The organism is Paraburkholderia sp. MM5496-R1 (assembly GCF_050436205.1).
Taxonomy (GTDB): Bacteria; Pseudomonadota; Gammaproteobacteria; order Burkholderiales; family Burkholderiaceae; genus Paraburkholderia; species Paraburkholderia tuberum.
Map to the genome: position 1 here is coordinate 1,355,001 of NZ_JBNDLT010000003.1, position 14,410 is coordinate 1,369,410.

The window sequence follows — 14,410 nt, forward strand, 5'->3', positions numbered from 1 at the left end:
TCGGAGCCTCTGCGAAGGGGTGACGGCGTACCTTTTGTATAATGGGTCAGCGACTTACATTCAGTGGCGAGCTTAACCGATTAGGGCAGGCGTAGCGAAAGCGAGTCCGAACAGGGCGTCCAGTCGCTGGGTGTAGACCCGAAACCAGGTGATCTATCCATGGCCAGGTTGAAGGCACGGTAACACGTGCTGGAGGACCGAACCCACTAACGTTGAAAAGTTAGGGGATGAGCTGTGGATAGGGGTGAAAGGCTAAACAAACCTGGAAATAGCTGGTTCTCTCCGAAAACTATTTAGGTAGTGCCTCGTGTATCACCTTCGGGGGTAGAGCACTGTCATGGTTGTGGGGTCCATTGCGGATTACTACGCCATAGCAAACTCCGAATACCGAAGAGTGCAATCACGGGAGACAGACATCGGGTGCTAACGTCCGGTGTCAAGAGGGAAACAACCCAGACCGCCAGCTAAGGTCCCCAAATATGGCTAAGTGGGAAACGAAGTGGGAAGGCTAAAACAGTCAGGAGGTTGGCTTAGAAGCAGCCACCCTTTAAAGAAAGCGTAATAGCTCACTGATCGAGTCGTCCTGCGCGGAAGATGTAACGGGGCTAAGCCATATACCGAAGCTGCGGATGCACAGTAATGTGCATGGTAGGAGAGCGTTCCGTAAGCCTGCGAAGGTGCACTGGAAAGTGTGCTGGAGGTATCGGAAGTGCGAATGCTGACATGAGTAGCGATAAAGGGGGTGAAAGGCCCCCTCGCCGTAAGCCCAAGGTTTCCTACGCAACGTTCATCGGCGTAGGGTGAGTCGGCCCCTAAGGCGAGGCAGAAATGCGTAGCTGATGGGAAGCAGATTAATATTTCTGCACCATTGTGAAATGCGATGGGGGGACGGATCGCGGAAGGTTGTCCGGGTGTTGGAAGTCCCGGTCCTTGCATTGGAGAAGGCGCTTTGGCAAATCCGGGCGCAGAATTCAAGGGTGCGAGGCGAGCCACTTCGGTGGCGAAGCAACTGGAAGGGGTTCCAGGAAAAGCCTCTAAGCTTCAGTTTCACAGTGACCGTACCGCAAACCGACACAGGTGGGCGAGATGAGTATTCTAAGGCGCTTGAGAGAACTCGGGAGAAGGAACTCGGCAAATTGGTACCGTAACTTCGGGATAAGGTACGCCCTCATAGCCTGACTGGCCTGCGCCAGAAGGGTGAAAGGGTTGCAATAAACTGGTGGCTGCGACTGTTTAATAAAAACACAGCACTCTGCAAACACGAAAGTGGACGTATAGGGTGTGACGCCTGCCCGGTGCCGGAAGATTAAATGATGGGGTGCAAGCTCCTGATTGAAGTCCCGGTAAACGGCGGCCGTAACTATAACGGTCCTAAGGTAGCGAAATTCCTTGTCGGGTAAGTTCCGACCTGCACGAATGGCGTAACGATGGCCACACTGTCTCCTCCCGAGACTCAGCGAAGTTGAAGTGTTTGTGATGATGCAATCTCCCCGCGGCTAGACGGAAAGACCCCATGAACCTTTACTGCAGCTTTGCATTGGACTTTGAACCGGTCTGTGTAGGATAGGTGGGAGGCTATGAAGTTGGGACGCCAGTCTCAATGGAGCCGTCCTTGAAATACCACCCTGATCTGTTTGAGGTTCTAACCTTGGCCCGTGATCCGGGTCGGGGACAGTGCATGGTAGGCAGTTTGACTGGGGCGGTCTCCTCCCAAAGTGTAACGGAGGAGTACGAAGGTACGCTAGGTACGGTCGGAAATCGTGCTGATAGTGCAATGGCATAAGCGTGCTTGACTGTGAGACTGACAAGTCGAACAGGTGCGAAAGCAGGTCATAGTGATCCGGTGGTTCTGTATGGAAGGGCCATCGCTCAACGGATAAAAGGTACTCTGGGGATAACAGGCTGATACCGCCCAAGAGTTCATATCGACGGCGGTGTTTGGCACCTCGATGTCGGCTCATCTCATCCTGGGGCTGTAGCCGGTCCCAAGGGTATGGCTGTTCGCCATTTAAAGAGGTACGTGAGCTGGGTTTAAAACGTCGTGAGACAGTTTGGTCCCTATCTGCCGTGGGCGCTGGATATTTGAAGGGGGCTGCTCCTAGTACGAGAGGACCGGAGTGGACGAACCTCTGGTGTACCGGTTGTCACGCCAGTGGCATCGCCGGGTAGCTATGTTCGGAAGAGATAACCGCTGAAAGCATCTAAGCGGGAAACTCGCCTTAAGATGAGATATCCCCGGGGCTTCGAGCCCCTTGAAGGGTCGTTCAAGACCAGGACGTTGATAGGTCAGGTGTGCACGTACAGTAATGTACTGAGCTAACTGATACTAATTGCCCGTAAGGCTTGATCCTATAACAGGTGTGTCTCGACCCGCGTGAGTGCTTCAGCACTTACGCGGGTCCGATCCCCGAAGGGGATTTGTGTGACCTCCCGCGGGAGCTCACAGAAACGCACGGTTGGGATTCAGTGTTGTGCCAGAAACAACACAACCCCCCACACTCGAATCCTTTACGCTTCTTCCCGATTGGCTGTGGCGCAACCGGTTGACTTCAACCCTGCGACGCAGCAACCCGTCATGCCTGATGACCATAGCGAGTCGGTCCCACCCCTTCCCATCCCGAACAGGACCGTGAAACGACTCCACGCCGATGATAGTGCGGATTGCCCGTGTGAAAGTAGGTAATCGTCAGGCTCCCCCCCAGTCAGAAACCCCACCCGCCGCGGTGGGGTTTTTGCGTTTACGCGGCCGTCATCGGCAGAGATGACGTTTCGGAGACAATCCAGCCGCCACAATTCGACAATACGACGCCGGAAAGTGCGCGCGTCAACTCTCTTTCAATTGTTCGCGCTATGCTCACGTATTCCTTTCGGAAGCGCTGGCATCGAACGACCTATGAAATCAGATCTGGCAATGCAAACCTACGGCGCGGATTCGTCGGGTATGGTCTGCGGTTTCCGGTTTTCGCCGACGCTCGCCGGGCGGCCGATCGACGCGGACGAAGTCATCGACTGGTACCGCGAGCGCGAGGATGCCGGCACTAGCGCGACGGACGCTGGCGAGTTTCTATGGCTTCACTTCAATCTCGCGCATAGCGCGAGCGAGCGCTGGATGCGCACGCAACTCGATCTGCCCGAAACCTTTTTCGACGCCTTGCGCGAAGGCTCGCATTCGACGCGGATCGAGCATGCGGACGGCGCACTGCGCGCGGTCGTCAACGACGTCATGTTCAACCTCGAATTCCTCCCGTCAGAAATCGCGACGCTGTGGATCTACGCACATAAGCGGCTCATCGTGACGGCGCGGCTGAAGCCGCTGCGCTCGGTCGACCGTTTGCGCGCGTCGGTGCGCGAAGGTGAAATATTCAGGTCACCTGCCGAACTGCTAGTTCATCTGATGCGCGACCAGGCCGACCTGCTCGTGCAGATCGTCCGCCGAACCAGTGCCGACGTCGATCGAATCGAGGATCGCTTTCTGTCGCAACGGCCGACGCAAAACCGCCTGGACCTCGGCGCGATGCGTCGCACGCTGACACGCCTGCAACGCATGCTGGCACCCGAACCGGGCGCGATTTTCCGCTTGCTGGCGAGGCCGCCTCGCTGGCTTCATGCGGAAGACGTGCAAGATCTGCGTGAATCGACGGAGGAGTTCTCGGTCGTGCTTTCGGACGTAGCGGGATTGATCGAGCGGGTCAGATTGCTGCAGGAAGAAATCACCTCGCGCCTCGAGGAGCAGAACAACCGGACGCTATTTACGCTGACGCTAGTCACGGTACTGGTGATGCCGATCAATATCGTCGCCGGTTTCTTCGGCATGAACGTCGGTGGCATTCCGCTCGCCGAGAACAAGCATGGCTTCTGGCTGATGGTGGTGCTGGTCGCCGGCTTTACCGGGCTGACGGGCTGGTGGGCGTTTCGCCGCAGGAGGGAGCGCTAGAAGGCGCGGCAAATTTGGCCCGCATTTTACGAGGCCAAACCCGCCGGCGTGATCGAAGCCCGAACATGCCCGTCTTCGAATACGCTTCGCAGCGGTTCAAAGAGGGCAAGTACTCGTCGATTAATCGAGTGCGTTATTCGAGCGCGGCAGCCGGCCCAAAGAACTCGTAACGGCTCTGCGATTCCGGCACGCCGATCGCCTTCAGCCCTTTCTTGATCGCCTTCATGAACGCGACGGGCCCGAGGAAATACACGTCGACATCGCGCGTTTCCGGCAACCACTTCTTCAGATTCGCTTCGTCGACGTAACCGAGCGCGTGCGCTTCGGCATCGCCATCACGGCGCTCCTCGTAGCAATAGAAGCGCTTCAATTGCGGATGGCGTGCGGCCAATGCATCGATTGCGCCGCGGAATGCATGCACGCCACCATGACGGGCCGCGTGAATGAAATGCACCGTACGATTGGTCTTCAGCGCGGACTCCAGCATCGCCATCGTCGGCGTAATGCCAACACCGCCGCTGATCAGCACCAACGGCTTGTCGCCAGGTTGCAGCGTAAATTCGCCGGACGGCGCGAACAGATCGAGCGAGTCGTTTTCCTTGATCTGCTCGTGCAGATACTTCGACACGGTGCCATTCGGTTCACGCTTCACGCTGATGCGATATTCGCGGCCATCGCTCATTGCGGACAGCGAATAGTTGCGACGCACTTCTTCGCCGTCGATCACCAGACGCACGCCAATGTACTGACCCGGCTGAAACGCGAGCAATTCGCCGCCGTCATCGGGACGCAGATAGAACGACGTGATCTCGTCGCTTTCACGCATTTTGCGCGCGACGCGGAACAACCGCGTGCCGCGCCAGCCGCCGGGCGCTGCTGCGCTTTCGGCGTAGATCTTCTCTTCGAGGCCGATCAGCAGATCGGCGAGTTGTTGATACGCGGCGGCCCACGCTTCGATCACGGCGTCGGTTGCGACGTCCGCGCCGAGTACTTCGCGAATCGCGCGCAGCAGACACTTGCCGACGATCGGATAGTGCTCAGGCTGCACGTTCAGCGACACGTGCTTGTTGATGATCTGCGCGACGAGCCCGCCCAACTGCTCGAGCTGATCGATATAGCGCGCATACATCAGCACGCCGTTGGCCAACGCGCGCGGTTGCGCGCCGCTTGCCTGATTGGCTTGATTGAACATCGGGCGCACTTCCGGATGCTCGCTGAGCATCAGATTGTAGAAGTGCGTGGTGAGCGCCTCGCCGCCGCTTTCCAGGAGCGGCACGGTTGCTTTGATGATGGCGCGGTGTTCGGCGGATAGCATGTTTTTAAGTCCTGGTGAGAGTCTGAGTGAGCGTCTGCCTATCAGCGAATGTCACAGCCGGTTTCGGCAGACTGCGTCTACTACCCACGATTCGTGCCAGGTATAAAATGCATTTAGATCAACGATCTGGCAATTAAGATGGTTCATTCGACCCTAGTCGAAAAGACTCAATCCGCAGTCGATCTGACTACAGGGGCGGTCCTCGATGTTCTTACCCCGCTGATTCTCGACCTGTCGCGCGAGCTGTCCGAGCGCGAGCGTTATCGGCGGCTGCTCAGCGCGCTGCGCTCGCTATTTCCGGGCGACGCGGCGGCTCTGCTACGCCTCGAAGGCGATACGCTGGTGCCGCTCGCCATCGACGGCTTGAGCAGCGATACGCTCGGGCGGCGTTTTCGCGTCGCCGAGCATCCGCGCTTTCAGGAGCTGCTGGCCCAGCCAGGGCCGACGCGCTTCGCCGCCGACTCCGATCTGCCCGATCCCTACGATGGCCTCGTGCAAGGCATGGCGCCCGGGCACCTCGAAGTGCACGACTGTCTGGGGTGCCCGCTGTTCATCCGCGGCGAGCCTTGGGGCTTGCTCACGCTCGACGCACTCGACCCGGCGCGCTTCGACACACTCGACATGGCCTCGCTGCAGGCGTTTCTCGGCCTCGCGGCCGCGACCGTGAGCGTCGTCGAACGCATCGACGCGTTGGCGCGCAATGGCGAGGAGGCGCAGCGCCGCGCGGAAGCGTATCGGCTGGCGAGCAGCGAGAGCCGGCACGAGCTGATCGGCAGCAGCGACGCGCATCGCCGCATGATCAAGGAGATCGAGGTAGTGGCCGCCAGCGATCTGACCGTGCTCGTCACCGGCGAGACCGGCGTCGGCAAGGAACTTGTCGCCAATGCGATCCACGCGCTGTCGCCGCGAGCGAACAAGCCGCTGATCAGCCTGAACTGCGCGGCGTTGCCCGATACGCTCGTCGAGAGCGAACTGTTTGGGCACGTGCGCGGCGCGTTTTCGGGAGCCTCGGCGGATCGACGCGGCAAGTTCGAACTCGCGGACGGCGGCACCATTTTCCTCGACGAAGTCGGTGAGTTGCCCCTCGCGGTGCAGGCAAAGCTGTTGCGCGTGCTGCAGAACGGCCAGTTGCAGCGCATCGGCTCGGACCACGAACACAGAGTCGACGTGCGGCTCATCGCCGCAACCAATCGCGACCTCGCCGAAGAAGTGCGCGCGGGCCGCTTTCGCGCCGACCTCTATCATCGCCTCAGCGTGTATCCGCTGCGCGTGCCGTCGTTGCGCGAGCGTGGCCGCGACGTGCTACTGCTGGCGGGCTTCTTCCTCGAAGACAATCGCTCCCGGCTCGGTTTGCTGAGCCTGCGTCTTGCGGCTGACGCGCAGGCCGCATTGCTGCACTACACATGGCCCGGCAATGTGCGCGAACTGGAGCATCTGATCGGACGCAGTGCGCTGAAGGCGTTGGCGGCCAATCGTGAGCGCCGCCGTATTCTGACGTTGACGGCCGCGGACTTCGCGTTGTCGGACGCACAAGATCATGAAGCCAACCAAATCGCCACGCAGAGCGAGGAAAGCGAGACGAAAGACTTTCGCAGCGCGGTCACCGAGTTCGAACGCAATCTCGTTCTCGAAGCGCTGATCCGCAACAGGCAGAACTGGGCAGCGGTCGCGCGCGAGCTGGGGCTGGACCGGGCGAATCTGAATCGGCTGGCTAAACGGCTCGGGCTCAAATGAGCGAACAGGCGCAGCGGTGCCGTCGCGGCCCGGCACTAAGGTCAAGCCACATCGAATCGCCCATCGAGCCGACAACAGATCGTCAGCGCCCCTCGCTGGGCTCAACGTCTTAACGAAAAACAAAGGCCCGCTTCGGAAAATCGAACTTCGCGGAACGCAGCGCGTCGGTCATAGTGGGTCCTAACGAGGACCAACACACTGAATCTGGAGACTTTGTCATGTCCGCTGCCCCAGAGAAACTCGACGATTGGCTCAACAAGCAGGCGGTGGCCGAAGACGACATCACCGCGTTTCCATTGAAGGCGCTTGCCGCCACGCTCGATCGCGAGGAAAGCGGTAACACCGTGCCGCCGTTGTGGCACTGGCTGTACTTTCTGCCGATCACGCCGCTCTCCGAAGTCGGCCCCGACGGACATCCGAAGCGTGGCGGTTTTCTGCCGCCCGTGCCACTGCCGCGCCGCATGTGGGCTGGCGGCCGGCTCACGTTTCATGCGCCGCTGAAGATCGGCGAGCATGCGCGGCGCACGTCGACGATCGCCAATATCGAGGACAAGACCGGCCGCTCGGGCCGCCTCGTGTTCGTCACCGTGCAACATACGATCGAAGTCGATGGCGAGTTGAAGCTCGAAGAGGAGCACGACATCGTCTATCGCGACGCGCCCCAGGAGGGCGCGCGGCCGCAACAGCCGGCGCCCGCGCCCGAAGACGAAACATGGCGCCGCACGATCGACGCCGATGCCGTGATGCTGTTGCGCTACTCGGCGCTGACTTTCAACGGCCATCGCATTCACTACGACCATCCTTATGTCACGCAGGTCGAAGGCTATCCGGGCCTCGTCGTGCATGGCCCGCTGATCGCGACGCTGCTGGTCGATCTCGTGCGCCGAGAACTGCCGCAAGCGACGCTGCAAAGCTTCGCGTTTCGCGCGCTTCGCCCCACGTTCGCGGACCAGCCGTTCACGGTATGCGGCAAGCCCGCCGCCGACGGCAAGACCATCGACCTGTGGGCGAAGGACCACGAAGGTTATCTGACCATGCGCGCGACCGCCGCGCTCGCCTGAATTCCGCGAGACCCGACTATGCAAACCACGCAACACGATTCGTTCCAGGACATTCGCGAGGCCGTGCGCGATCTGTGTCAGCAGTTTTCCGGCGAGTACTTTCGCAAGATCGACGAGGCGCGCGGCTATCCGGAACAGTTCGTCGACGCGCTGACGAAGGCCGGCTGGCTCGCCGCGCTGATTCCGCAGGACTTCGGCGGCTCGGGGCTCGGGCTCACGGAAGCGTCGGTGATCATGGAGGAGATCAATCGCGCGGGCGGCAACTCGGGCGCGTGCCACGGGCAGATGTACAACATGGGCACGCTGCTGCGGCACGGTTCGGAAGAACAGAAGCGCAGGTATCTGCCGAAGATCGCGAACGGCGACCTGCGTTTGCAATCGATGGGCGTGACCGAGCCGACCACCGGCACCGATACGACGAAGATCAAGACGACCGCAGAGCGGCGCGGTGACCGTTACGTGATCAACGGTCAGAAGGTGTGGATCTCGCGCGTGCAACACTCGGACCTGATGATTCTGCTCGCACGCACCACTTCGCTCGCGGACGTGAAGAGGAAATCAGAGGGCATGTCGATCTTCATCGTCGATCTGCGCGAGGCGATCGGTCATGGCCTGACCGTGCAGCCGATTCTGAACATGGTCAATCACGAGACCAACGAGCTCTTTTTCGACAACCTCGAAATTCCCGCCGAGAATCTGATCGGCGAGGAAGGGCAAGGCTTCAAATACATTCTCGATGGCCTGAACGCGGAGCGCACGCTGATCGCCGCGGAATGCATCGGCGACGGTTACTGGTTTGTCGATAAAGTCACCGAATACGCGAAGGAGCGCGTCGTGTTCGGCCGGCCGATCGGACAGAACCAGGGCGTGCAGTTTCCGATCGCGCGCTCGTTCATCAACGTCGAGGCAGCGAGCCTGATGCGCTTCGAAGCGGCACGTCGTTTCGACGCACATCAACCGTGCGGTGCGCAGGCGAATATGGCGAAGCTGCTCGCGGCGGATGCGTCGTGGGAGGCGGCCAATGCGTGCCTGCAATTTCACGGCGGCTTCGGCTTCGCGTGCGAGTACGACGTCGAGCGCAAGTTTCGTGAAACGCGTCTGTATCAAGTCGCGCCGATATCGACCAATCTGATTCTCTCGTACGTGGCCGAGCATATCCTCGGGCTGCCGCGTTCGTTCTGACCCGCTGGCGGACATCATGAGACCACTCGACGGTATCAAGGTCATCACGCTCGAACACGCGATTGCCGCGCCGTTCTGCACGCGTCAACTGGCCGATCTCGGGGCGCGCGTGATCAAGATCGAACGGCCCGGCGTCGGCGATTTCGCGCGCGGCTATGACGAACGTGTGCATGGGCTGTCGTCGCACTTCGTGTGGACCAATCGCTCGAAGGAGAGTCTTTCGCTCGACCTGAAGCAGCCCGCGGCGGCCGGGATTCTCGATGCGTTGGTTGCCGATGCCGACGTGCTCGTGCAGAACGTCGCGCCAGGCGCGGCCGAACGGCTTGGCCTCGGCTACGACACATTGAGCCACAAGTATCCGAAGTTGATCGTCTGCGATATTTCCGGCTACGGCGCGGACGGTCCGTATCGCGACAAGAAGGCGTACGACCTGCTGATTCAAAGCGAGTCCGGCTTCCTGTCGATCACCGGTTCGCCCGGCGCGCCAGCGAAAGCGGGCTGTTCGATCGCCGATATCGCGGCGGGCATGTACGCGTATTCGAACATCCTGAGCGCGCTGTTGCAGCGTGGGCGCACAGGGCGCGGTTGCCGCATCGATGTATCGATGCTCGAGAGCATGGTCGAGTGGATGGGTTATCCGCTCTACTACGCGATCGACGGTCAGTCGCAGCCCGCGCTTGCGGGCGCAGCGCATGCAACGATCTATCCTTATGGCCCGTTTCCCGCTGGCGACGGCAAGACGGTCATGCTTGGCCTGCAGAACGAACGCGAATGGAAGCTGTTCTGCGAGCGCGTGCTCGAACAGCCTGAACTGGCAACCGACGAACGCTTCGCATCGAACTCGAAACGCACTGCGGCGCGCGACGCCCTGCGCGAGGTGATCGTCGCGGCGTTCGCGAAGCAGAGCGCGGCGCACGTGATCGATCGACTCGATGAGGCAGGCATCGCGAACGCGCAGATGAATACGCTCGCCGACGTGTGGGCGCATCCGCAACTGAAGGCGCGGGAGCGCTGGCAGGAAGTCGGCACGGCAACGGGGACGATACCCGCATTGCGGCCGCCCGGTCTGCCTTCCGACCTCGAGCCGCGAATGGACCCTGTGCCCACGCTTGGTCAACATACGGAAGCAATTCTGCGTGAGCTTGGCTACGACAATGGGCGTATCGACGCGCTGCGCGCGGCGGGCACGATCTGATTCGGTAACGACCCCATGAACGACCATCCCAGTCTCACGCTTGCCACTTTCGCCGCGCAACTCGACTTCGACCACATTCCGCACGAGGTCGTCGAGCGTACCGTCAACCTGTACGTCGATTGGCTCGGCTCGGCGCTGGCCGGCAAAGGCGCGCGCCCGGTCGAGACGATCGCGCGGTTCGCACGCGCGGCAGCCGGGGCGACGAACGAGGGCCTCTGCGAGGTGCTGATCGACCGCGGTCGAACCACGCCGTATTTCGCCGCGATGATCAACGGCGCCGCATCGCATTTCGCCGAACAGGACGATGTGCACAATGGCTCGGTGTTTCATCCGGCGACCGTGGTGTTTCCCGTTGCGCTTGCGTTGGCACAGGCAAAGCGAGCGTCGGGGCGCGACTTCATCGCGGCGGCGGTGGCGGGATACGAGGTCGGCATTCGCATCGGCGAATTTCTCGGGCGCTCGCACTACAAGGTGTTTCACACCACGGGCACGGTCGGCACGGTCGCGGCCGCGGCAACGGCAGGACGCTTGCTGGGTTTGTTGCCGTCCCAAATGCTCGATGCGTTCGGCTCGGCGGGCACGCAGGCGAGCGGCCTATGGGAATTTCTGCGCGACGCCGCCGACTCGAAGCAACTGCACACCGCGATGGCCGCCGCGAACGGCCTGATGGCCGCGCAACTCGCCGCCGACGGCTTCAAGGGCGCGACGCACATTCTCGAAGGCGCCCAGGGCATGGCCGCGGGCATGTCGAGCGACGCCGATCCGGCGCGCCTCGTCGATCGGCTTGGCAGCCGCTGGGCGACCGCGGAGACGTCGTTCAAGTATCACGCGGCGTGCCGCCATACGCATCCGGCCGCCGATGCGCTGCTCGCCGTCGTGCAGACGCATCGTTTCGCGCCGCGCGACATCGCGAAGGTCGTCGCGCACGTGCATCAAGGCGCGATCGATGTGCTCGGTCCCGTGGTCGCGCCGCGCACCGTACATCAGGCGAAGTTCAACATGGGCACAGTGCTCGGGCTGGTCGCGCATCACGGCTATGCCGGCGTGACCGAATTCGAGCAGGGTTTCGACGCGAGCGAGATCGCCGCGTTTCGCGACAAGGTCACAATGGCGCTCGACGCTGAAGTCGACGCCGCCTATCCCGCACGCTGGATCGGCAAGGTCACGGTGACGACGACCGACGGCCGCGTGTTCGATGGGCGTGTCGATGAGCCGAAGGGCGATCCAGGCAATACCTTGTCGCGCGACGAGATTGCGACGAAGCTGCATCGGCTGGCGGCGTTTTCGGGTGCGGCTAGCGAAGAGGAGGCGGCGCAACTGCTTCGCCGCGCATGGCATATTGCCGAAGAGAAGCAGATTGGCTCGGTATTCGATGCAACTTCGCGCACGATGGTGGCGGCATGAGCGCGTTGCCCCGGTCGTATCTGTTCGTGCCTGGGAATCGGCCTGAGCGGTTTGACAAGGCCTATGCGGCCGGCGCGGATGCGGTGATTCTCGATCTGGAAGACGCGGTGCAGCCGGATCAGAAGGTGCCGGCGCGTGCGGCGGTTGTGGCCGCGGTGTCGGCTAACGCATCGCGGGCCGCCTGGGTGCGCATCAATGGCTCGGATACGCCATGGTTTCCAGATGACGTTGCGGCGCTCGTTGGGCAGACCGGCGTGGCCGGAATCGTGCTGCCGAAGGCTGAGACGCGCGAACAGATCAACGCGGTGCTGGCGAACGCGCATCCGGCGTTGAGCGTGCTGCCGATTGTCGAGACTGCGCGCGGGTTCGCGAATCTTGCGGAGCTATGCAGCGCGCCGCGCGTGCTGCGTATCGTCTTCGGTACGCTGGATTTTCAGATCGATCTCGGCATCGATGGGGATGGCGAGGAGTTGCATCTGTTTCGCTCGCAGATCGTGCTTGCGTCGAGGCTGGCTGGCATTGGTGCGCCGGTGGATGGCGTGTCGACGACCATTACCGATGCTGATGCGGTGCAAGCTGATGCGCGGCGCGGCCGGCGGTTCGGTTTCGGCGGCAAGCTTTGCATTCATCCGAAGCAGATCGAGCCGGTGCATCGCGCGTATGCATGGAGTGACGCCGAGGTGGAGTGGGCGCAACGGGTGCTTGCGGCTGTCGAGGCGAGCCATGGCGCCGCGGTTGCCGTGGATGGAAGGATGGTCGATATGCCGGTGATTCTGCGGGCGCGGAGGGTTGTGGGCGATTCCGAAAGCTTCTGACAATGCCGTTTTCCGTCGCCCCTTGTCGAGGGAGCGAGCGCGCTCAGGGCATCCGGTTGAGCATCTGCCGGTCTTCTCGCAGCGTTGTCGATAAAGAAGATCTGTTCCTCTCAGCACGTCAAAAAATACCCTCCCGATGAGTACTATTCAAAATCCAGTTCTGCGCGGCTTCAACCCGGATCCTTGTGTGTGCCGTGGCACGGATGCGTGGTATATCGCGGTTTCAACGTTTGAATGGTATCCGGGCGTTCTCATTTACGAATCAAAAGATTTCGTCAACTGGGAACTCAAGGCCACGCCTCTCGACAGACTATCGCAATTGAACCTGATCGGAGAGCAGCCGTCCGCAGGCATATGGGCGCCAGCCCTCTCCTATCACGACGGTCTTTATTGGCTCGTCTATACCGACACCAAGGCATGGAAAGGCGAGCAGAAGATCTCCCCGCTTCGTGACATGCACAACTATCTCGTAACCGCTCCGGACATCACCGGACCCTGGTCGGAGCCCGTGCATCTCGTGTCCGGTGGATACGATCCATCCCTGTTCCACGACGAATCTGGCAAAAAGTGGCTCGCCTATATCCGGCGCGATTTCAGAGGTATCTACGAAGACCTGTTCGTCGGAATCGTTCTGCGGGAATACTCGGTGCAGGAGGAAAAGCTGATCGGCGAAGAGCACGTCATCTATAAAGGCGCCAACCTCAAGACCGATTACTTCATGAAATGTCAGATCTACGAGGCTCCGCATTTGCTGAAGAAGGGAGACTGGTACTACCTGATCACAGCGGAGGGAGGCACAGGCTATACACATGCAACGTGTGTATCCAGGTCCCGCGACATTTTCGGTCCATACGAGCTTCATCCTGATACGCCGATGCTCACGTCGCGCGACGCGAATGGACGGATTCAGCGGACCGGCCACGGCAATCTGGTCGAGGGTCCGAACGGCCAGTGGTACATGACGTACCTCGGATCGAGACCAATCGATGCGCACACGAAGCGCTCGCCGCTAGGCCGTGAAACCTGTGTCGCACCTATCGAATGGCATGCCGACTGGCCCCGCCTCGCCAGTGGCGGAGTGGTTCCCGCCGAATCTTTTGCGATCGGCTCGGATATCGAGCAAAGGCTCGACAGCAGTTGGACGATCGATTTCGGACAACGTGCCGCGCTGCCCCTGGAACTGCAGAGTCTGCGCATCCCCATCGGCGACGACTGGTGCAATCTTCACGAACGTCCGGGCTATCTGCGGATAAGGGGGCAAGAGTCGCCGACTTCGCGGTTCCATCAAAGCTTGTTGGCCTGTCGCATCCGTGACTGGCAGTTCGAAGTCGAAACCGCGCTGGAATTTTCACCCAGGTCATATCTGCACATGGCTGGGCTCATGGCGCGTTACGACGAGAACACCTTCTTCTATCTGTTCGTCACGCGCGACGACGACGGCACAAAAATCCTGTCCTACATGGAAATGGATGCCGGCAGCTTCGCCTACAGCAATCGACTGGCGACGCTGCCCGAGGCCACCGGGATCGAACTGCGGATTCGCGTCGTGGACGCGAAACTGCGCTTCTTCTATCGCTTGACGCACGGTGACTGGAAGGACCTTGAACTGGAAAAGGATTTCACGAAACTCAGCGATGAATATGCAACCCCCATCGGCTTCACGGGGGCATTCGCGGGTATCACCGTCAACGACATGCTTGGCTTTCGCGAGCCTGCCGATTTCAAGTCGTTCTCGTACCGCCAATTGATCGGCTAAAGCTCGGATTTCGT

The 14,410-nt window shown here is 60.7% G+C and carries 9 protein-coding genes and 2 rRNA genes (1 of these 11 running past the window's edge); 10 read left to right on the plus strand and 1 reads right to left on the minus strand.

The window, feature by feature from the left end; translation table 11 throughout:
* The 3 genes from OKW38_RS32545 to OKW38_RS32555 form a co-directional block, all read left to right on the plus strand.
* A 23S ribosomal RNA gene (locus tag OKW38_RS32545) occupies positions 1-2,351 on the plus strand (it extends 531 nt beyond the left edge of the window).
* Positions 2,352-2,578: 227 nt separating this feature from the next.
* A 5S ribosomal RNA gene (rrf, locus tag OKW38_RS32550) occupies positions 2,579-2,692 on the plus strand.
* A 201-nt stretch (positions 2,693-2,893) separates the two neighbouring features.
* Positions 2,894-3,934, plus strand: coding sequence for a transporter (locus OKW38_RS32555; protein ID WP_429364924.1), 1,041 nt, complete (start codon positions 2,894-2,896; stop codon positions 3,932-3,934).
* Positions 3,935-4,067: 133 nt separating this feature from the next.
* Here OKW38_RS32555 and hmpA read toward each other — a convergent pair whose 3' ends face one another.
* A complete protein-coding gene (hmpA, locus tag OKW38_RS32560) occupies positions 4,068-5,249 on the minus strand; it encodes an NO-inducible flavohemoprotein (RefSeq protein ID WP_429364925.1) in 1,182 nt (393 codons plus the stop codon).
* 138 nt (positions 5,250-5,387) lie between these two features.
* On the opposite strand from hmpA, the gene norR reads away from it, so the two are divergent.
* The 7 genes from norR to OKW38_RS32595 all read left to right on the plus strand — a co-directional run bounded on the left by norR (position 5,388) and on the right by OKW38_RS32595 (position 14,396).
* The gene (norR, locus tag OKW38_RS32565) at positions 5,388-6,983 is read left to right on the plus strand and encodes a nitric oxide reductase transcriptional regulator NorR (protein ID WP_429364926.1); all 1,596 of its coding nucleotides are present in this window, start codon (positions 5,388-5,390) and stop codon (positions 6,981-6,983) included.
* 218 nt (positions 6,984-7,201) lie between these two features.
* Entirely contained in the window at positions 7,202-8,044 is an 843-nt protein-coding gene (locus OKW38_RS32570; RefSeq protein ID WP_429352610.1) for an FAS1-like dehydratase domain-containing protein, read from the plus strand.
* A gap of 18 nt (positions 8,045-8,062) precedes the next feature.
* Positions 8,063-9,226, plus strand: a complete 1,164-nt coding sequence (locus tag OKW38_RS32575) for an acyl-CoA dehydrogenase family protein (protein WP_429364927.1) — start codon at positions 8,063-8,065, stop codon at positions 9,224-9,226.
* Positions 9,227-9,242: 16 nt separating this feature from the next.
* Positions 9,243-10,421: a CaiB/BaiF CoA transferase family protein gene (locus tag OKW38_RS32580; RefSeq protein ID WP_429364928.1), complete on the plus strand. Its 1,179-nt coding sequence runs from the start codon at positions 9,243-9,245 to the stop codon at positions 10,419-10,421.
* 15 nt (positions 10,422-10,436) lie between these two features.
* The gene (locus tag OKW38_RS32585) at positions 10,437-11,825 is read left to right on the plus strand and encodes an MmgE/PrpD family protein (RefSeq protein WP_429364929.1); all 1,389 of its coding nucleotides are present in this window, start codon (positions 10,437-10,439) and stop codon (positions 11,823-11,825) included.
* A complete protein-coding gene (locus OKW38_RS32590; protein WP_184074312.1) occupies positions 11,822-12,640 on the plus strand; it encodes an HpcH/HpaI aldolase/citrate lyase family protein in 819 nt (272 codons plus the stop codon). The genes OKW38_RS32585 and OKW38_RS32590 overlap by 4 nt, the downstream gene beginning before the upstream one ends.
* A 136-nt stretch (positions 12,641-12,776) precedes the next feature.
* Complete coding sequence (locus OKW38_RS32595; RefSeq protein WP_429364930.1) at positions 12,777-14,396, plus strand: glycoside hydrolase family 43 protein; 1,620 nt, start codon at positions 12,777-12,779, stop codon at positions 14,394-14,396.
* Positions 14,397-14,410: the final 14 nt, after the last annotated feature.